Annotated in this window: 14 protein-coding genes; 9 read left to right on the forward strand and 5 right to left on the reverse strand. The window is 56.7% G+C overall.

The window, feature by feature from the left end; translation table 11 throughout:
• Nucleotides 1–229: 229 nt before the first annotated feature.
• Together G565_RS0102140 and G565_RS0102145 are read left to right on the forward strand one after the other, a co-directional pair.
• A complete protein-coding gene (locus G565_RS0102140; RefSeq protein ID WP_028669497.1) occupies nt 230–778 on the forward strand; it encodes a TRAP transporter small permease subunit in 549 nt (182 codons plus the stop codon).
• 14 nt (nt 779–792) lie between these two features.
• Nucleotides 793–2,169 carry a TRAP transporter large permease gene (locus tag G565_RS0102145; RefSeq protein WP_211227120.1) on the forward strand — a complete coding sequence of 459 codons (1,377 nt, stop codon included), beginning with the start codon at nt 793–795 and terminating at the stop codon, nt 2,167–2,169.
• A gap of 96 nt (nt 2,170–2,265) precedes the next feature.
• On the opposite strand, the gene G565_RS0102150 is transcribed toward G565_RS0102145, so the two are convergent.
• On the reverse strand, nt 2,266–3,363 hold the full coding sequence (locus G565_RS0102150; protein WP_028669499.1) for a TRAP transporter substrate-binding protein: 1,098 nt from the start codon (nt 3,361–3,363) through the stop codon (nt 2,266–2,268).
• Between the two features lie 581 nt (nt 3,364–3,944).
• On the opposite strand from G565_RS0102150, the gene G565_RS0102155 reads away from it, so the two are divergent.
• Nucleotides 3,945–5,537, forward strand: a complete 1,593-nt coding sequence (locus G565_RS0102155; protein WP_028669500.1) for a Re/Si-specific NAD(P)(+) transhydrogenase subunit alpha — start codon at nt 3,945–3,947, stop codon at nt 5,535–5,537.
• A complete protein-coding gene (gene pntB, locus G565_RS0102160; protein WP_028669501.1) occupies nt 5,534–6,919 on the forward strand; it encodes a Re/Si-specific NAD(P)(+) transhydrogenase subunit beta in 1,386 nt (461 codons plus the stop codon). Before G565_RS0102155 ends, pntB begins: the two co-directional genes overlap by 4 nt.
• Before the next feature lie 129 nt (nt 6,920–7,048).
• Here the strand turns inward: pntB and G565_RS0102165 are convergent, their stop codons facing one another.
• Nucleotides 7,049–7,513, reverse strand: a complete 465-nt coding sequence (locus G565_RS0102165) for an MbcA/ParS/Xre antitoxin family protein (RefSeq protein WP_028669502.1) — start codon at nt 7,511–7,513, stop codon at nt 7,049–7,051.
• Nucleotides 7,514–7,929: 416 nt separating this feature from the next.
• Here G565_RS0102165 and G565_RS0102170 point away from each other — a divergent pair, with 416 nt between their 5' ends.
• Nucleotides 7,930–9,060 carry a beta-ketoacyl-ACP synthase III gene (locus G565_RS0102170; RefSeq protein WP_028669503.1) on the forward strand — a complete coding sequence of 377 codons (1,131 nt, stop codon included), beginning with the start codon at nt 7,930–7,932 and terminating at the stop codon, nt 9,058–9,060.
• 230 nt (nt 9,061–9,290) lie between these two features.
• Here G565_RS0102170 and trxA read toward each other — a convergent pair whose 3' ends face one another.
• Nucleotides 9,291–10,169, reverse strand: coding sequence for a thioredoxin (trxA, locus tag G565_RS0102175; protein ID WP_028669504.1), 879 nt, complete (start codon nt 10,167–10,169; stop codon nt 9,291–9,293).
• A 203-nt stretch (nt 10,170–10,372) separates the two neighbouring features.
• On the opposite strand from trxA, the gene G565_RS0102180 reads away from it, so the two are divergent.
• Nucleotides 10,373–13,312 carry an insulinase family protein gene (locus G565_RS0102180; RefSeq protein ID WP_028669505.1) on the forward strand — a complete coding sequence of 980 codons (2,940 nt, stop codon included), beginning with the start codon at nt 10,373–10,375 and terminating at the stop codon, nt 13,310–13,312.
• Between the two features lie 167 nt (nt 13,313–13,479).
• On the opposite strand, the gene G565_RS0102185 is transcribed toward G565_RS0102180, so the two are convergent.
• The gene (locus G565_RS0102185; protein ID WP_028669506.1) at nt 13,480–14,481 is read right to left on the reverse strand and encodes a sensor histidine kinase; all 1,002 of its coding nucleotides are present in this window, start codon (nt 14,479–14,481) and stop codon (nt 13,480–13,482) included.
• 460 nt (nt 14,482–14,941) lie between these two features.
• Here G565_RS0102185 and deoC point away from each other — a divergent pair, with 460 nt between their 5' ends.
• From deoC to G565_RS0102205, 3 genes are all read left to right on the forward strand, one after another.
• Nucleotides 14,942–15,718 (forward strand): deoxyribose-phosphate aldolase, encoded by a 777-nt coding sequence (deoC, locus tag G565_RS0102195; RefSeq protein WP_028669508.1) that lies wholly within the window; start codon nt 14,942–14,944, stop codon nt 15,716–15,718.
• A 1-nt stretch (nt 15,719) separates the two neighbouring features.
• Nucleotides 15,720–17,054 (forward strand): thymidine phosphorylase, encoded by a 1,335-nt coding sequence (gene deoA / locus G565_RS0102200; protein ID WP_028669509.1) that lies wholly within the window; start codon nt 15,720–15,722, stop codon nt 17,052–17,054.
• A 352-nt stretch (nt 17,055–17,406) separates the two neighbouring features.
• The gene (locus tag G565_RS0102205; RefSeq protein ID WP_028669510.1) at nt 17,407–18,648 is read left to right on the forward strand and encodes a phosphopentomutase; all 1,242 of its coding nucleotides are present in this window, start codon (nt 17,407–17,409) and stop codon (nt 18,646–18,648) included.
• Nucleotides 18,649–18,850: 202 nt separating this feature from the next.
• Here G565_RS0102205 and rlmB read toward each other — a convergent pair whose 3' ends face one another.
• Entirely contained in the window at nt 18,851–19,615 is a 765-nt protein-coding gene (gene rlmB / locus G565_RS0102210; RefSeq protein WP_028669511.1) for a 23S rRNA (guanosine(2251)-2'-O)-methyltransferase RlmB, read from the reverse strand.
• Nucleotides 19,616–19,827 lie beyond the last annotated feature (212 nt).

Here is a 19,827-nt window from a genome sequence, read left to right on the forward strand (position 1 = left end):
ACTGCTCCGGCATGGTTTAATACGCCTTGAACGTCCATGGTTCCGCTCTTTGACCCATTGTTCAGGATACTGAGTTCTTTTGAGCAGGACAGTTAACAGGATCGTTCAAAAAGCGCCAAACTCGCTTACAGCAAGCCAAAATAATAACACACGACCACCACAACACATTGCAGCCGATGATTAAGACTATCCCACGTGTTTGCCTTGTCTCAATAAAAAAGGATCACTCATGAAAAGCCTCGCGTTCGTGGTCAGGCTCTGTTGCCTGCTGAACCGATTCCTGGGTCAGGTATTTTCCTGGCTGACGCTGGGAATTGTACTGGTTTGCTTCACCGTCGTTGTCATGCGCTACGTCTTTTCGACCGGCTCAGTGCTGATGCAGGACCTCTATGTTTGGATGAACGGCGTGATGTTCATGGGAATTGCCGGTTACACCCTGCTCCGGGAAGGCCATGTACGAGTGGACGTGTTCTATCGGACGGCACCCATTAAGCGCAAGGCCATGGTCGACCTGTTTGGCTGTCTGGTTTTTCTGTTCCCCTTTATCATTACCATCAGTCTCTACGCCTACCCCTATGTCTCGCGCTCATGGCAGTTCATGGAAGGCTCCGCCAACTATGGCGGCATGCCTGGCTTGTACGTGGTCAAATCCTTCATTCTTGTTTTTGCCATCGTTGTTGCGATTCAGGCGTTGGCCATGATCGGACGCAGTATTCTCGTGCTGGCCAATCGCCAGGATCTGGTTCCCGAAGACTACCGTTATGGAGAGAAAGCCTGATGGAAGTAACGTTGTTGGGCGAAATTCTCGCACTGCTCATGTTCTTCGCCGTCATCGGCGTGTTAATGCTCGGCTTCCCAGTGGCCTTTTCACTGGCTGGCACATCGCTGATTTTTGCCGCCATCGCTCATTTCCTGGGTGCACTGGACCTGTCGAACCTGTCGAGCGTTGCACCGCGGTACATGGGTATTATGCTGAACGAGGTGCTGGTAGCGGTGCCACTGTTTATTTTCATGGGGATGATGCTGGAGCGTTCCGGCATTGCCGAAAAACTGCTTATCACCATGGGACGCCTGTTTGGTGACTTGCGTGGCGGTCTGGGTTTGTCGGTTATTCTTGTCGGTGCCTTGTTGGCCGCCTCAACCGGCATCATCGGCGCCACGGTGGTGACCATGGGCCTGTTATCCTTGCCTGCCATGCTTAAAGCTGGCTACGACCCCAAGCTGGCGACCGGTGTCATTACTGCATCCGGAACACTCGGCCAGATCATCCCCCCATCAACCGTATTGATTTTTATGGGTGACATGCTCTCAGGCATCAACAGCCAGGTGCAGATGTCGCTGGGTAACTTCGCACCGAAACCGGTTTCGGTGGGCGATTTGTTTGCTGGCGCCTTTATTCCCGGCATGATGCTGATGGGCATCTACATGCTGTACATGATCTACAAAGCCGTGCGTCACCCTGATAGCTGCCCTTCCCTGATCATGACGGCCGAGGAAAAGTCCCGGTTGCTGAAAGACGTATTCACTACCTTACTGCCACCGCTGGCTCTGATCATTGCGGTGCTTGGGTCCATTCTGGGTGGGATTGCCACACCGACCGAATCAGCGTCCGTAGGCGCCATTGGTGCCATGGTCCTGGCTGCTTTTCAACGCAAACTGACCTATACCAACCTGCGTCAGGTGATGTACGCAACGGCCAATACCACCACCATGATTTTCATCATCCTGATTGGCGCCACGGTATTCTCCCTGGTATTCAGAATGATGGGCGGTGAAGAACTGGTCAGCGACTTTCTCAACAGTTTGCCCGGTGGCCAACTGGGTGCCATTTTGTTCGTGATGCTGCTGATGTTCCTGCTCGGGTTTATTCTCGATACCTTCGAGATTATCTTCCTGGTCTTGCCTATTACTGCACCTATTCTACTGATGATGGGTGTCGACCCAGTCTGGCTGGGGGTGATTGTTGCGGTGAACCTGCAGACAAGCTTCCTGACGCCACCTTTCGGTTTCGCCTTGTTCTACCTGCGGGGTGTCGCACCCGATTCAGTCTCGACGATGACCATATACAAAGGAGCCGTCCCCTTTGTCTTCTTGCAACTGGTGGTAATCATTCTACTGGTAACCTTTCCGCAACTGGTTACCTGGTTGCCGTCGCAGCTCTACAATTGAGCCGTCAGTAAGACCAACAAGCGGGTTATCGCAAGCCATAACCCGCCCATAAAAAACCCGGCCTAAGCCGGGTTTTTTATGGGCCGAAATCCAAAATTACATCTGGAAGTACTTCTGACGTGCAGTCAGGAAGGCACCGTCAACCTGTTCGGTACGAGTACGCAACAGGGCAAGGGCCTCAAAGTAGCTTTCAGTGGTCCGGCGCACCAGTGCGTCGTCGCTGTCACGCAGTTCACCCAATACTTCTTTGGCTGCGTTCGCGCCCGCTTCCAGTACCTCTTCAGGGAAATACTTGACCTGAACGCCATGCTGTTCCACAAGGGTACGCAGCGCAATCGGGTCATTGGCGTAGAAGTCAGAAGCTACCTGGTCGTATTCAGCCTGGCAGGCGAACTCAACAATTTGCTGCAGGTCTCGCGGCAATGCCTCGAACTTCGACTTGCTCACCACCGCTTCTGTCGCCAGGCCCGGTTCGATGAAACTCGGCATGTAGTAGTTCTTGGCAATCTGATAAAAGCCAAGCGCCAGATCATTGTAGGGACCAACGAACTCAGCGGCATCCAACGCACCGGATTGCAGCGCCTGATAGATTTCACCACCAGCCATATTAACAACGCTGGCGCCGAGTTTTTCCCAAACCTGACCACCCAGGCCCGGCGTCCGGAATTTCAGGCCCTGGATATCTTCCAGGCTGTTGATTTCTTCGCGGAACCAGCCACCAGCCTGAGTGCCGGTGTCGCCTGACAGGAAGCCTTTAACGCCGAACTGGGCATAGATATCATCCCAAATTTCCTGACCGCCCATATACCGCACCCAGGCAGCCAGTTCGCGGGACGTCATGCCATAGGGTACACCGGTAAAGAATGAGGTTGCCCGGCTCTTGTTTTGCCAATAGTAGGCAGCACCGTGGCTCATCTCAGCCGACCCTTCAATGACTGCGTCGAACGCACCCAAAGGCGGCACCAGTTCACCGGCCGCATAAACCTGTACGGTCAAGCGACCGTTGGACATGGCGGTGATTCGGTCAGCCAGGCGTTGAGCACCCACGCCCAGACCGGGGAAGTTCTTTGGCCAGGTGGTGACCATGCGCCAGGTGATGCGATCTTCAGCCAGGGCCGGAGTGCCAATGGTGGTCGCTGCCGCCACGCTACCTGCGCCGATCAGGCCTTTTTTGATGACGTCACGTCTTTTCATGTTTAACTCTCCATCATGGGGTCAGGGAGGTACTCAACACGAGTCTGCTGGCTGCGATCTTACCGGAGTGCGAATGCGAGCCAGAGGGACCGGGTCACCGACCTCTATGTTCCAGTTTATTATTGTGTTAAATCGGGCAAAACCGTAACGGTCGTCAACCTCGCCGGGTACGATCCGTTACCGGGTTATCCCCCGTCGGAGTGAGCTTGCCGGCCGTTTTTAATTTTAATGGCCTGCGACGACTCCAGAACGCCGGGCTTTAGAATACCCCGCAGCCTGATATATCTCAATTCAGTTTAGACGGCATTGTCCGGTTTCGCCTGATCCTTTAGTGGTAGTTTGCGACTGGCACGCCAACTGGCAAGGCTGAATGCCCGGGCGGCTTTATACTTGCACAGACACCAATAGCCAGACAGTATGACCCTACCAGGCTGGCCTTAACGGTAACTGAATGCCCGACGTATTCATTCAGAGATTCCTGTGCCTGGGATCGCCATAACAATAAAACTGGACGGACATTCGATTCCACCGGCCAAACCTTGTAAGCCGGGTATGCTCCGTCAGGCAACCGAGGGATACACATGTCTCTAACCCTAGCTGTTCCGGTCGACAGAGCCCCGGGTGAAACCCGGGTTCCGGTCACCCCCGACACAACTCGCAAACTGATTGAACTTGGCTTTACCGTGCTCATTGAGCCCGGTGCAGGCAGCAACGCGCAATTCGCTGATGCCCTTTATGAACAGGCTGGCGCGACACTGGAAGCCGACGTTGCCAAATTGTATCAGCGCGCCGATGTTTTGCTGAAAATCAATGGACCCCAAACACAACGGGAAGGTCTGCCAGGCGGTGAACTGGACGCCCTGGGCAGCACCTCTGAACAAGCCAAGACCTGGATTTCCTTCCTCGCCCCCGGTCAGAATGGCCCTCTACTCGAACAATTCAACGGCCAGCACGTCACTGCCTTGTCGCTGGATGCCATTCCGCGGATTTCCCGCGCTCAGAAGATGGATGTCCTAAGCTCAATGGCCAACATAGCCGGTTACCGGGCTGTCATTGAAGCTGCCAATCAGTTCGGCCGTTTTTTTACTGGCCAGATTACCGCCGCAGGCAAGATTCCTCCGGCCAAGGTGCTGGTCATTGGCGCGGGTGTCGCCGGCCTTGCGGCTATCGGTGCAGCCAAAAGCCTCGGAGCGATCGTGCGCGCCTTTGACACCCGCAAAGAGGTTAAAGAGCAGGTTGAATCCATGGGCGGCGAGTTTCTCACCATTGAACTGGAGGAGGACGGAGCCGGTTCAGGTGGCTATGCAAAAGAAATGTCCAAGGCCTTTATCGATGCTGAAATGGCACTGTTTATGGAACAGGCCAAAGAGGTGGATATCATCATTACCACGGCTCTGATCCCGGGCAAACCCGCGCCCAAGCTGATCACCGATGCCATGGTTCAAGCCATGCAGGCCGGCAGCGTGGTGGTGGATCTGGCCGCACCAAACGGTGGCAATTGCGAATGCACCGTAAAGGACGAGATCGTCAAGGCGCATGATGTCACGGTTATCGGTTTCACCAATTTGGCGGCTCGTGCGGCCACCCAGGCCAGTCAGTTGCTGTCTAACAACCTCTGGCGATTACTGGAGCATTTATGCCCGAATAAAGACGGCCAGTTAGTCATTGATTTGAACGATGAAATCACCCGAAGCTGCACTGTCGTTCACGATGGCAACGTCACCTGGCCACCGCCGCCGCCCAAGCTATCAGCGACCCCCAAACCCGCAGCAACTGCGTCCTCGACACCGGCCGAAAAGCCAGCAGCTGCACCCCGAAAAGCCCGGCCGATTGCGCTGTACTGGGTCATCGCTGGTGCTCTGATTCTCGGGCTTGGCGCTGTTGCACCGGCTGACTTTGTCAGCCATTTCACCGTCTTTGTATTGGCAATTTTTATCGGCTGGCAGGTGATCTGGAACGTCAGCCATTCGCTGCATACCCCGCTGATGAGTGTGACCAATGCGATCTCGGGCATCATCATTCTCGGTGCACTGCTGCAGATCAGTGGCAGCGGCTCCTGGCTGGTGAGTGTGCTGGCCACGATCAGTGTGCTGGTAGCCAGCATCAACATCGCGGGCGGGTTCTATGTGACCCGCCGAATGCTGAACATGTTCCGTAAAGGAGACCCGTCATGACTGGCTTGCTATCGATGGCTTATTTGCTGGCCGGAGTGTTCTTTATCTTGTCACTGGGCGGTCTGAGTTCGCAGGAAACGGCACGGCGCGGCAACAACTACGGCATTGCCGGCATGCTGATTGCCATTGTGGCAACCGTCGCTTCGGCCGCCGTCGAAGCCTACTTTGTGCTAGCCATCGCCGTTGCCGTCGGCGCTGCCATTGGCTTGTGGCTGGCATCACGGGTGGAAATGACCGCCATGCCACAACTGGTTGCTCTGTTACACAGCTTTGTTGGACTGGCCGCTGTATTGATCGGCTGGGCTGCCTACCTGGACCCGAGATCGCAGTTAACGGGCGCTGAGAAGGTCATCCACAATACTGAGATCTACCTTGGCATTTTCATCGGCGCTATCACCCTAACGGGTTCCTGGGCTGCTTACGGCAAACTGCAGGGCATCCTGTCGAGCAAGCCATTGGCGTTGCCAGGGCGGCACCTGATGAATGCGGCCGCGATTCTGGTCTCGCTGGTGTTTCTGTTCATGTTCGCCCCAGACGGCCACGGCGCGGGTGATGCGACACTGCTGTTGCTGATGACGCTCATCGCGCTGCTGCTCGGTGCCCACCTGGTCGCAGCGATCGGCGGGGCCGATATGCCGGTGGTGATCTCGATGCTGAACAGCTATTCCGGCTGGGCTGCGGCCGCTACAGGCTTCATGTTGGGCAATGACCTGTTGATCATCACAGGCGCACTGGTTGGCTCATCCGGTGCCATTCTCAGCTACATCATGTGTCGGGCAATGAACCGATCGTTCATCAGTGTGATTCTGGGCGGTTTCGGCACAGACTCCGGTTCAAGCAATGACGATGAAGACTATGGTGAAGCACGCAGTTCATCCGCCGATGAAGTCGCCGGCTGGCTCCGCGATGCTGACTCGGTGGTTATCGCCCCGGGCTTTGGTATGGCGGTCGCCCATGCCCAGCAGGCTGTCGCCGAACTGACGTCCACACTGCGCAAACAGGGCAAAACTGTCCGTTTCGCGATTCACCCGGTCGCCGGTCGCTTGCCTGGCCACATGAACGTGCTGCTGGCTGAAGCCAATGTGCCCTATGACATCGTGCTGGAAATGGATGAGATTAACGATGACTTGCCGAAAACCGATGTGGTTCTGGTGATCGGAGCCAATGACATATGCAACCCCGATGCGCAGGAAAAACCCGGATCACCCATTGCCGGTATGCCGGTGCTGGAAGTCTGGCACGCACATCAGGTGGTGATTCTGAAGCGGTCGATGGCCACGGGCTATGCCGGTGTCAGCAATCCGCTGTTCTATCGTGACAACAGCAGCATGCTGTTTGGCGATGCGAAAGAGAGCGTGCAGGCCCTGGTCAGTAAGCTCTAGAAGAGTGTTAAAAGGGCTCTCAGCCTTTCGGCGAGCTACACCCGTGTAGCTCGCCCCTTGAGTGACTTGATGATTCGTTCCGGACGAATCGGTCATCACACCCAAAACCAGGGGCGCAGCGCACAGCAATCAGGCCGCACCTGACTTGCGCGCCAGCAGCTTGGTCAGTACCCGTGATACCTGAGTTCGGCCTTCGGCATTGATCATCAGCGCCTTGGGCGTCAGTCCTTCCAGGGCCGAGTTCGGCGTCGACAGCCAAGACTGAGCGGCGTCGACGCTACCCAGGGCATTACAGGCATGCAACACCAGTTTGCTGATGTCATCAACCATGCTTTGTGCGGGTGGCTCTTCAGACAAATCCATCCCAATCAACTGGGCATCCGGCATGGCTTGTTGTACCTGTGACTTGGCGTACTCCAGCACCTGAGTCACGCTGGCGCCCTCGCGGCTGAAATGAATCGAGAATTCACCACTTGGGTTCGACCCCAGGCCTTCAATGGTAAAATCCGATCCTGGCATCTGTCCGGCGACGGCCGCTGCATCGACGGCGGCGGAATCGGGCAACTGAAAGGTCAGTGTAAAATGGTGCAGCATGTCAGCCTTCTTAGTCTCGTGAGCACCCCTAAAGCATACCCAAACTGGCCGGGCTTTGAAAAACTTTCACGGATGGCCCCTTCCAATCGTCTAAAACAACTACCACGGAACCTTCACGCCCGCCAACACTGACCAAAAGATGGCTTACTGCTACACTGACCAGCTACCCTGATCTCAGTCTGGCAGGTCAAATCAAATGCGCCCTAGTTACCTGATATTCAATGGCGGTAATCCGTGTCAGCCACCAGGTAGGCTTATCCGGGGTCGGCGAAAACCCGTCCATGGGGCCTAGACTTCGGCATCCATGCCTCAGACTACCCCGGATAAGCCTACCTGGCAGCCAACTCTCAGTGTGTTGTCGACGCTTAACCTTGAGTTCATATAATTAAATAGTTTCTCGATAAAAGGATCACACCATGTCTGCCAACGACTCTGTAGTCATCAGCGGCGCCGGCCTCTGGAACCCCGAAAATGTGCTCACTAACACAGAGTTGGTGCAGGTACTGAATGAATACGCTGACAAGTTCAACGACGAACACGCCAGCGAAATAGAAGCAGGAACCCTTGAGCCCGTCGCCAAATCCGACCCGGATTTCATCACAAAGGCCAGTGGCATTCGCCAGCGTTATGTCTACGTCAAAGATGGCATCATGGACGTCGATCGCATGCGCCCCCGCATTCAGGAGCGCCCCGACGACCAGCTCAGCCATCAGGGGGAAATGGCCGTTGCGGCTGCCAAAAAGGCGCTGTCTGCCGCCAACAAAAAGCCAGCCGACATTGATGCCGTCATCGTCAGCTGCGCCTATACCCAGCGCTCCTATCCGGCCATTGCCATTGAAGTGCAGGCCGAACTCGGCATCGAGGGCTTCGGCTTCGACATGCTGGTCGCCTGCTCAGCCGCCACCTTCGCCCTGCACCGCGCCTATGAGATGATCAAGGCGGGCACCGCCCGGGCGGTTCTGGTCATCAACCCGGAACTGACCTCACCCCAGGTGAATTACCGCGACCGCGACAGTCACTTTATTTTCGGCGACGTCGCCACCGCCATGGTGGTTGAACGGGGCGACACAGCCGATGCCGAGCACGTTTACGACATTCTCGGCATCAAGGCAAAAACCGTCTATTCGAATAACATCCGCTCGAACTTCGGCTTCGTTTCACACGCCTTCGACTCCGACCCCTTTGGTCCGGACAAACTGTTCCACCAGGAAGGTCGCAAGGTGTTTAAGGAAGTCTGCCCAATGGCGGCCGAACATCTGGCTGTTCAGATTGAAGCAGTGGGCGCCGACATCGGTCAGGTGCGGCGCTGGTGGTTGCATCAGGCCAATATCAACATGAACCAGTTAATCACCAAACGCCTGCTGGGCCATGTAGGCACTCAGGACGAAGCCCCGATCGTACTCGACGAATACGCCAACACGGCCTCGGCCGGTTCGATCATTGCGTTCAACCTGCACCATAAAGACCTTAAGTCCGGTGATCTGGGCGTGATCTGCTCGTTTGGGGCGGGGTATTCGATTGGAAGTCTTGCTTTGCGCAAGCGGTGAGTTTGGTTTCTAAATTAGAAGTTTGCGCCAAAGTACGGACATGCCAGCTTATCTAACAACTCATTTTTAAGTATGGGAAACACAATGCTGGCACAGTGCTAAGTGCTGGTTACCGGGTAAGCGTATCCGGGGAAGTCCGCAACATGGATGTTGCGGCCTAGTCTCCATGGACGGATTCACAACGACCCCGGATAGGCTTACCCGGTGACCGGCACGACCTCCTTGCAACGTCAGTAGAGCAACGTAAACAGCTGGCGCTGGTATTTGACTGCGATGGGGTCACCCTTGCCGAGACTGTTGACGATATCCAGAAAGGTTTTACGAGCCTCTCCGTCCTTGAAGGTTTTGTCTTTGCGCAGGATGCCCAGCAGGGTATCCAATGCGTCCGCATGGCGGTTGATCTGGCTGTATTGCACCGCCAGTTCGTAGGCCAGTTCAAGGTTATCCGGATCGGCGTCCCGCTTGTTCTGCAAGTCCTGAATTTCCGGCGACTCGCCGGCCTGGTGCAACAGCGCAAGACGTGACTTCAGCGCCGCGTATTGAGGTTCTGTTTGCTCGGTCATCGTCATTTTACCGAGAATGGCCTCAGCGTCTTCAGCACGGTTCAGGGCAACGTAGATATCCGCCAGCGCAAAGGCAATGGCGGTTTCACCCTCGCTCAACGTATAGGCCTCCCGCAGCAGAGGCAGGGCTTCGTCGAGCTTCCCCTGCTCATGCAGCGCCTGAGCTTGCTGCAGCAGGCTATCCCAGGGTTTGGGCAGGTATTTTTCCAGGCGTTCCCGGATGGCCGATTCCGGCTCGGCGCCCATAAAGGCGTCTACCGGCTGTCCATTGACGATCAGCGCAACAGTGGGCAGGCTGCGAACACCAAACTGAGCCACAATGTTGGGTTGCTCATCGGCATTCACCTTAGCCAGCAGGAACTGGCCCTGGAATTCGGCCGCCAGCTTCTCAAGAATCGGCATCAGTGCCTTACAGGGCGCGCACCATTCCGCCCAGAAATCCATGACAACCAGGCGACGCTGGGATTCTTCAACCATTACGTGTTGAAAGTTTTGTTCAGTTACGACCACCACGTTGCCGGTATCTTGCCCGTATACTTCGTTCATAACACCCTCGCGTTCAAAACTGGCTTTATCCCTACATTATTGGGACATCACCGAATTTCGCAACACCGGGGATTCCATAAGAGCGCCAGGGATGCCATGACAGCAGGGCAAGCGACCGTTACAATCCTTTTCTTCACAGATTCCCGTGCCGGGTGCCGACCGGGATAGCCGTGAGTCTGAACGTCATTCATCAGGAGCGCAGTATGAAACGGGGTGTTCTCATCGCCATTACCGCCGGGGTTATCGTTGTTCTGGCAAGCGCAGGGCTGGTTGTTACCAGCGCCATGCAGCCCGGAGAGGAAAATCCGTCCAACATCGTGGTCAGCGAACGTGAAGACCGGGTATTCCACCAGTATGAGCTTGAAAACGGACTGACCGTTGTCCTGGTGTCGGATGAGGATGCCGAAGTCGCCGCTGCGGCCCTGAATGTCAGCGTTGGTTCATGGAGCAACCCGGCCGACTTACCGGGTCTTGCCCACTTTCTTGAGCATATGTTGTTTCTGGGCACAGAGAAATACCCGCAAGCCGATGAATACCATCGCTTTATCGAGCAGAACGGTGGCAACAACAATGCCTATACGGCCGATGAGAACACCCTGTATTATTTCGATATTGATGCCGAGCACCTCGAACCGGCGCTGGACCGACTGGCGCAATTTTTTATCGCCCCACTGTTCGATGCCAGCTATATAGAACGCGAAATCAACGCCGTGCAGTCGGAATTCACGGCCAGTCTGCAAGACGATAACCGCCGCCGGGAAGACGCCGTGCGCGAACAGATCAATCCCGACCACCCTGCAGCCAACCTGGCCATAGGCAATGCCCAAACACTGGAAAGCGACCAGCTGCGTGAGCGCATGCAGACGTTCTATCGTGAGCACTATGTAGCAAACCGGCTGTCGCTGGCGGTGGTTGGACCTCAGGACATCGAAACGCTTAAAAGCTGGGTCGACGCCCGCTTCAATCAGATTCGTTCTGTCTCCTCAGAACCCATTCAAGTTCATAGCCCCCTGTTCCAGGCCAGCACGTTACCCATGCTGATCGAGGTACAGCCCCGTCGTGAATCAAGGCTCCTGCAGTTCCGGTTCCCGGTGCCTGCCACCGTGACTGAACTCGATACCAAGCCCTATGCCTACCTCGCAAGCCTGCTGGATCATCAGGGGTCCGGCACTCTGTTTGCCGAACTGAAAAGCCGAGGCTGGGCCGATGGCCTGTCCGCTCATGCGCCAGGCACCAGCCGCAATTCAGAGACGTTCAATGTCTCCGTACAGCTGACGTCTGAAGGCATGGCCAACTGGCAGACGATGGCGACCCTGATGTTCGATTACCTGCAAACCATCGAACAGGAAGGCCTGAACCAGTGGCGCTACGAAGAACTTCAGACCATCAACCGGATCAATTTCGAATTCGCCGAACAGGTTTCGCCAGCGGCCACCGCCCAGCATCTGGCCACCCGGCTGATGCATTACCCAGCCGATCAGATTCTGGCCGGGCCTTACCAGTTGGCGCAATACGATCCCGAGGCAATTCAACTCTGGCTGTCCTACCTGAAACCGGACAATGCCCTGGTCGTATTAATGGAACCGCAGGTAGAAACCGACACGACCAGCCAATGGTACGAGACGCCCTATAAGGCCACCCCGCTGTCAGGTACCCAGGTTGCACAGTGGCGCAGCCCTGACGTAGATGCGGCAATGACCTTGCCGGAGGAGAATCTGTTCATTCCCGAAGACTTGTCGGTACTGCCCTTTGACGGTCGCCAGAGCGAGCTGATCAACAACACGCCACTGGTCATCAAACAGAGCCCCGGTCTGACTGTCTGGTTCGAACAGGATGAGACCTTCCGGACGCCCAAGCTCGACATTACCGTTATGATGGAATCGCCCGAGGCGAATGCCAGTGCACGCAGCGCCATTGCGACGCGACTGTTCATTGACATGGTCGACGACGGCATGACCGATTTTCGTTACGACGCCAGCCGCGCCGGCTCCGGCTACGGCTTGTCTTCATCCAAACGCGGCTTGCAATTACGGCTTTACGGTTACAGCGACCGCCTGCACGTGCTGCTCGACACCCTGTTGGTAGAAATGACCGACACCGGGGTCAGTCAGGCCCGGTTTGAACAATTGAAATCCGACTTGCAGCGACGGTTGCGCAATACCAGTGAAGATCCGGTTCTGAACCAGATGGTACGCCGGCTAAACACGGCGCTGATACGGGATACCCGCACACCCGAAGCCTTACTTGCGGCGCTCGACGACCTGACGCTGGAAGACGTCCTCGCTCAGCGCGATGCGTTGCTGAATCGCCAGGCCATGACGGTACTGATTCACGGCAATCAGACCGAAGGCGGTGCCCTGCAACTGGCCAATCGCATCAGCGCAATGCTACCGCCCAATGCGGAAATTGGCACCGTACGCACCGAGGTTGCCGCCTTGCCAAGTCGCCGTTATCGCCATGAAATGACGATTGATCACAACGACAGTGCCCTGCTCGGCTACTATCAGGGCCAGGACAGCAGTTTGCGTGAGCGTGCCCTGTTTTCCCTGCTCAACCGAACCCTGAGTGCACCTTATTTCGCTGAGCTGCGCACCGAAGAACAACTGGGCTACATTGTATTTAGCCAGAATTTTATGGTTGAAGATCTGCCCGGCCTGATCGTTTATATTCAATCACCGGGTACCGACCCGGCCTTGCTGCAATTGTTTTCAGACCGTTTTATGAATCGTTATCTGCAACAACTCCGAAGCTTGGAGAGTGATGCATTCAACCGCTACAAAGCCGGGCTGATCAACGACCTGACGACGCCGGAACAAAATCTCTATGAACTCAGTCAGACCTACTGGCAATCGATCATGGACGGCAACCAGAACTTCAACACGCGCCGGCGCCTGGCCTCCGCTGTCGAGGCGATCAGCCTGGACGGCTTTACCCGCTTTTTTGAAAACCAAATGCTGCGAGACGATGCCAAAAGCCTGGTGCTTCATCAGATCGGGCGGGGAATGGAAGACGCTTACGCTGAAAACGGCACCAATCTGGTGGGCTTCTACCCAGCTGACGATGTGCTGACGCTTCAGGAAGCCAGCCGCTGGATAACACCGACGTTCAATAATTTGCCAGTGCAGGACAACCCCGCGCAATAAAGGGCCATTGAACCGCTCGACTGGATAACCCGGCATTCATGCCTGCCGACCCGGAGAACTCTCTCCGGGTCGGCAGGCATGAATGCCCCTATCTACCAGGGCGTACCAGGCTGGCAGCCAAGCCACCCGGCTTCAGCCGTTGTGCACAATGAAACAACGCAACCGGGTTAACCGTGCTCTGCGGTTTCCAGCCAGTTGTGTTGCCTGCGCGGTAGCACCACCATGACTTCGGTGCCCTTGTCGCCATCCAGTACATCCAGATTGCCGCCCAGCATTTGTGCCAATCTGCGAGCGACTACCAGCGACAGGCCAGGTCCCACATCACGCCCTTCGTCAATGACACTGGTGTAATGGGTAAGTACGTTACTGAGCTGATCCGGATCGAGATGGCGGCCTTCGGCGTTGATCCGGATGCGCAGGGCTTCGCCAAGTTCGGCATCGATGTACCCGATCAGATGAACCTGTACCAGACCTCCTTCGTTCATCCTCATCAGTGAGTACACAACCCGGGTGAGCAATGAGTGCAACCAGTTCACATCAGAAACCAGGGGCAGCTGGTCTTCCTGATGCTCGAATTTAACGCGTGTCTTGTAGCCTTTGCCGAACCGTTGCCACTCTTCACAAAACCCTTCCAGTACCGTCAACAGATTCAGGTTCTCGGTGCGGGGTAATTCTGACTTAAGCTCCAGCCGGGCCAATACTTTCAGATCGTCGGCATAACGCTGCATCAGTTCCGATTTCTCGCGTATTCGCTCCAGTGCATCCGGCTGACTAGACGTGCAGAGTGACTGAACTTCGGCCATGGCTGTGTTCAGCGCATTGGCCATGTTCTTGAGTGCCAGATCTTTCTCCTGGGCCGAAGACAGCACCAAACGACGCAGCTCGGCGCTTTGCTTACCTTCATATTCGAATCGCTCGATCCTGAGATGGCTTTCCTGCAACGTCCGCTTAACCCGGCTGACCTCCCGGAACGCATCATCTGCATGGTTCTGACTGCGATTCAGGGTCAACAGTGACATGGCGGCGGCTGCCACCAGCAAGGCCACCGGCACAGCCAACACCGGTACCTCGAGCACCGGTCGTGCGAAATACACCAGCGCAGCCAGGCTGGCCAGCCACAACACCCCGCTGATCACCCAGAAGGTTGCCACCTGTGACGATTTATTCACTGTTTTCTCCCAAACAAAGACGCCTAATACGTCAGCCGCGAAGAACGAGCCGCAGCGACGACATGGATTTGCTGGCAGTTTGCCATTAAATTCAGGGATGCGCAGTCTTCTTGATAAATAAGCGTCCACCTTTGCCGCCAACGCTGTATGGGTAGCCGGGCGGCCTGGTCGCAACCGTTCGTAATGCGATCAGCACCATCCGAAGCCCTCCGGCATGCACCCGGCCGACAGCCCTGGCCGCCTTGCCGATCCTGCGGTTAGGGACCCCGGGCCACCGCTTTGGAGCGCTTACGTTGAGTCGCCGGTCGAACCCTCCATACTGAGTCACCTCAGCGGCTGGCACGCCGTGCATTGGCATGAGAAACCCCATCGCAAGTGGCTTGTTTTTTAACCAGTCAGACGTTGTTTTTGACCCCTTATGGGCATAAACTTATTAAAAACTGACCATTTGGACAATAAAATGAATCCGCTACAGCGCGATGCCAGAACAGCACTCGGGTTAATGGACCTGACCAGCCTGAACGATGATGATAACGACGCTGTTATCGAAGCCCTGTGCAAGCAAGCCAGAACGACAGCGGGTTCTCCTGCTGCCGTGTGCATCTACCCGGCGTTCATTGATATCGCGCGCAAGACCCTCGCTGCGGAGGGCTTGAACTCGGTGCGTGTTGCGACAGTCACCAACTTTCCCGATGGCAGTGACGACATCGAACGGGCCGTTCTCGAGACGCGCAAGGCCGTTGCTGCAGGGGCCCATGAAGTGGATGTGGTGCTGCCCTATCGGGCATTGATGGCCGGTGACACCCCGGTATGCCAGGCGCTGGTCGAAGCCTGCAAAGCAGCCTGTGGCTCTGCCGTGCTGCTTAAAGTGATTATAGAAAGTGGCGAGTTGGGCAGCCCCCGGTTGATTCGTCAGGCCAGTGACATCGCGATTGCCGCCGGGGCTGACTTTATCAAGACAAGCACCGGGAAAGTCGCGGTGAACGCGACTCTGGAAGCGGCTGAGGTCATGCTAAATGCCATTCGCGACGGTGGCCGCCAGGTAGGCTTCAAAGCCGCCGGAGGCATTAAAACCACCGAAGACGCCCAGGCTTATCTGGCACTGGCTGAGCGCATTATGGGCTCTGGCTGGGTCAGCCCCGCTACCTTCCGCTTCGGTGCGAGTAGCCTGCTGAATAACCTGCTGGTCACCCTCGGTGAAGCGGATTCAACATCAACTGAACCAGGCGGGTACTGATATGTATTTGCCTCAGGAATTGATTCGTCAAAAACGCGACGGTGGCGTACTCAGCGATGACGAGATTCGCTGGTTTGTGCAAGGCATAAAAGATTCCAGCATCAGCGAGGGCCAGATCAGCGCCTTTGCCATGGCGGTTTACTTCAACGGCCTGACGCTGGACGAACGCGTCGCCCTGACTCTCGCCATGCGCGACTCCGGCGACGTGATGCACTGGCCCGACCTGAACGGCCCGGTCCTCGATAAACACAGCACTGGCGGAGTGGGTGATCTGGTCAGTCTGATGCTCGGCCCCATGGTGGCCGCCTGCGGTGGCTACGTACCGATGATTTCAGGGCGGGGCCTCGGCCACACGGGAGGAACTCTCGACAAGTTCGAATCCATACCCGGGTATAACACCTACCCGGACAACGCCCTCTTTGAACGCACCGTTCGCGAAGCTGGCGTCGCCATTATTGGTCAGACCGGAAATCTGGCCCCGGCCGACAAACGGTTTTATGGCATTCGCGATGTCACCGGCACTGTGGAAAGCATTGATCTGATCACCGCGTCCATTTTGTCGAAAAAACTGGCCGAAGGGCTAGATGCGCTGGTGATGGACGTCAAAGTGGGCAGTGGCGCATTTATGCCCACTCCGGAGAAAAGCCGGGCCCTGGCCGAGAGCATTGTCCGTGTCGCCAATGGCGCCGGTGTTAAAACCACGGCGTTGTTGACTGACATGAACCAGGTTCTGGCACAGTCCGCTGGCAACGCGGTAGAAATGGCCGAGGCCGTCGCCTACCTTCGGGGAGATCACCGCGACCCGGTGGTCCATGAAGTCACGCTCGCTTTGTGTGCCGATATGCTGGTTTCCGGCCGACTGGCCGACAGCGCCGATGCCGCTCGCAACCAGCTACAAGCCGCACTCGACTCCGGTGAAGCCCTGAACGCCTTTCAGCGCATGGTGACACGGCTCGGCGGCCCGTCGGACTTTACCGACCGGCCCGATGAATATTTGCCTACTGCCCCCATCATACAACCAGTCATCGCAACTCGAGATGGCATCGTACAACCATTGCAGGTACGCGATATTGGCCTCGCCGTCGTCGCTATGGGGGGTGGGCGAACTCGCGCTGACCAGCAGATTGATGCCGCCGTAGGGCTGACAGACATCCTGCGCCCGGGTGCAACCGTTCGCGCTGGTGACGTTCTGCCCATGGCCCATGTGCGCAGCGAAGAACAACTGGCCGACGCCAGGCAACGGTTGACCCGGGCCATGCCCATCGCCGACCAGCCAGTAGCGGCTCAACCGGTGGTTCACGACCGGATTAGCCCGGAAGACCTAGGGAGCCTCTGAATAACTCCCCCGGGGCTCTGGCTTATCCGAGGGACGTTGCCACAAGGCGGACTCATGCAGGAATGTCTAGACCTTTCAAATGAGTCCAACGCAGTGGCAGCGTTCCTCGGAAAACCCCTGCGGGCGCGGCTAAAACGTCCTGGCCCGACGTTGCACTTCTTGACAAGGGCTACGGCCATTGCGCTGCGAAGTGCGTCGGAGTGCCGCCCACTTGTGCCAGAACGTTTTAGCTCGCGCAGAGCCCTGGGGGAGTTGTTCAGAGGCTCCCTAGACTAACCAGGCCGGTAGCACACCGCAGACCGACCTGACACATCACCACAGGGCTCTGTCAAACACAGCCCGGGAGGAAAACATGGGACGCGCCATCGTATTGGTACTGGATTCATTTGGCATTGGTGCCAGCGCCGATGCCGACCGCTTCGGCGATACCGGAGCCAACACGCTGGGCCACATTGCCCAGTGGTGTGCGGCAGGCAAGGCGAACCAGGGCCGCAACGGGCCGCTGACACTGCCCAACCTGACTCGCCTGGGCCTGATCAATGCGGCCACGCAAAGTAGCCAGGGTGCTGTACCGGAAGGCATGGCACAGGCGACGGAAACCGAAGGCAGCTACGGCTACGCCCGTGAACTGTCGAGTGGTAAAGACACCCCCAGCGGTCACTGGGAAATCGCGGGTGTGCCCGTTCTCTACGACTGGGGCTATTTCAGCGAACTGGAGAACTCCTTTCCGCAATCGCTGCTGGATACTCTGATTGAGCGTTGCAACCTGCCCGGCGTATTGGGTAACTGCCACGCCTCTGGCACCGAGATTCTGAAAACGCTGGGTGAAGAGCATTGCCGCACCGGCAAGCCGATTGTGTATACCTCGGCCGACAGCGTTTTTCAAATTGCCTGCCATGAGGAGACCTTTGGTCTGGATCGGCTTTACGAGGTCTGTGAAGTGGCCCGTGAGCTGGTCGATGAGTACAACATCGGTCGGGTCATCGCGCGCCCCTTTATCGGCGACAGCGCCGACACCTTCCAGCGTACCGGTAATCGCCACGACCTGGCGGTCGAGCCACCGGCGCCGACCGTACTGAAAAAACTGGCGGAAGACGGTGGGGAAGTCATTTCCATTGGCAAGATCGCTGACATCTACGCCAACGTGGGCATCACTCAAAAATTCAAAGCCACCGGGTTGCCCGCCCTGGTTGATGAGACCCTGACACAGATGAACAGGGCTGGCGACCGCAGCCTGGTGTTTACCAACCTGGTGGATTTCGACTCCTCTTACGGGCACCGTCGCGATGTCGCCGGTTATGCCGCGGCGCTTGAATACTTCGACTCACGTCTGCCCGATATTCTCGAACAGATGCAGGACGATGACATCCTGGTCATGACCGCCGATCACGGCTGTGACCCAACCTGGCCAGGCACCGACCATACCCGCGAGCACATACCCGTGCTGGTCTATGGCAAAACGCTGAAACCGGTCAATCTGGGCGAACGGGAAACCTTCGCAGACATTGGTCAGACGCTGGCGGAGTTCTTCAAGGTAGAACGAATGGATTACGGCACCAGTTTTCTGAAGTCAATGACCGGACAGGCCGCTTAGCGGCGTCCGATTATGCTACCCAAGTAATGGAGTTCGATCTTGTTGTATTGCCAGGAGTCCGTATCAGCCACCGGTCATGCTCTTCCGGGGTCGGCGTGAACCCGTCCATGGGGCCTAGATCGCAGCATCCCTGCTGCGAACTACCCCGGAAAAGCATGACCGGCACCTGATACTTAACCGTTTACGAACTCCAAAACTTGAGTTACAAACCCAAACGTTGCCGCACCGTTTCAAACAGACACACGCCAGCGGCGACACTGACGTTCAGGCTACTTACCTGCCCGGCCATGGGCAGCTTGAACAGGACATCGCAGGTCTCGCGCGTCAGGCGGCGCAATCCAGCACCTTCAGCCCCCATCACAATGGCTACCGAGCCGGTCAGATCAGTCTGATAGAGTGACGACTCGGCTTCTCCCGCCGTGCCATACACCCAGACACCCTGTTGCTTCAGCGCATCCAAAGTGCGCGCCAGATTGGTCACCACCACAAAGGGCACGGTATCGGCTGCGCCACTGGCAATTTTCACGGCTGTAGGCGTGAGACTGGCGGATTTATCCTTGGGTACGATGATCGCATCGGCCCCGGCGGCATCGCAGCTGCGCAAGCAGGCGCCAATGTTATGCGGGTCGGTCACGCCGTCCAGAACCAGCAGCAAAGCCGGGTGATCCAGACCGGCCACCAGCGACTCCAGATCACCTTCATCCAGCACCGGTGCCGCCAGCGTCTGTACCAGTACGCCCTGATGGCGGGCGTCCTGCATCTCGTTACGATTGAGAAGGCGGTCGAATTCGTCCCGGGCCAGCCAGCGAAACCGGGTGCCCTGGTCTTTGGCCAGATCGAGCAAACGCTGAATGCGCTGATCCTGCCGCCCTTTCAAAAACAGAATTTCGCGCACCCGGTCCGGATGCTGTTCAAGGGCACTCTGGCAAGCATGAATGCCATAGACCCAAGAGGTTGTGTCACTCATTATTTTGGATACCACTTTGACAAGTACATTCGCAACCAGCGTACGGTTCCGTTATGGGTGAACGGGGGCGGGCCGGTTGACGGTGTCGATTTCCGTTCGGGGTGAGCTTGTCGAAGCCCCTTGGGAATCAGATTAAACCGGTGGCCGGGCAAACGCCCCAAGGCCCTTCGACAAGCTCAGCACGAACGGGAGTTGGACCGATAGACCACCCC

Source organism: Saccharospirillum impatiens DSM 12546 (assembly GCF_000423605.1).
Lineage (GTDB): Bacteria > Pseudomonadota > Gammaproteobacteria > Pseudomonadales > Natronospirillaceae > Saccharospirillum > Saccharospirillum impatiens.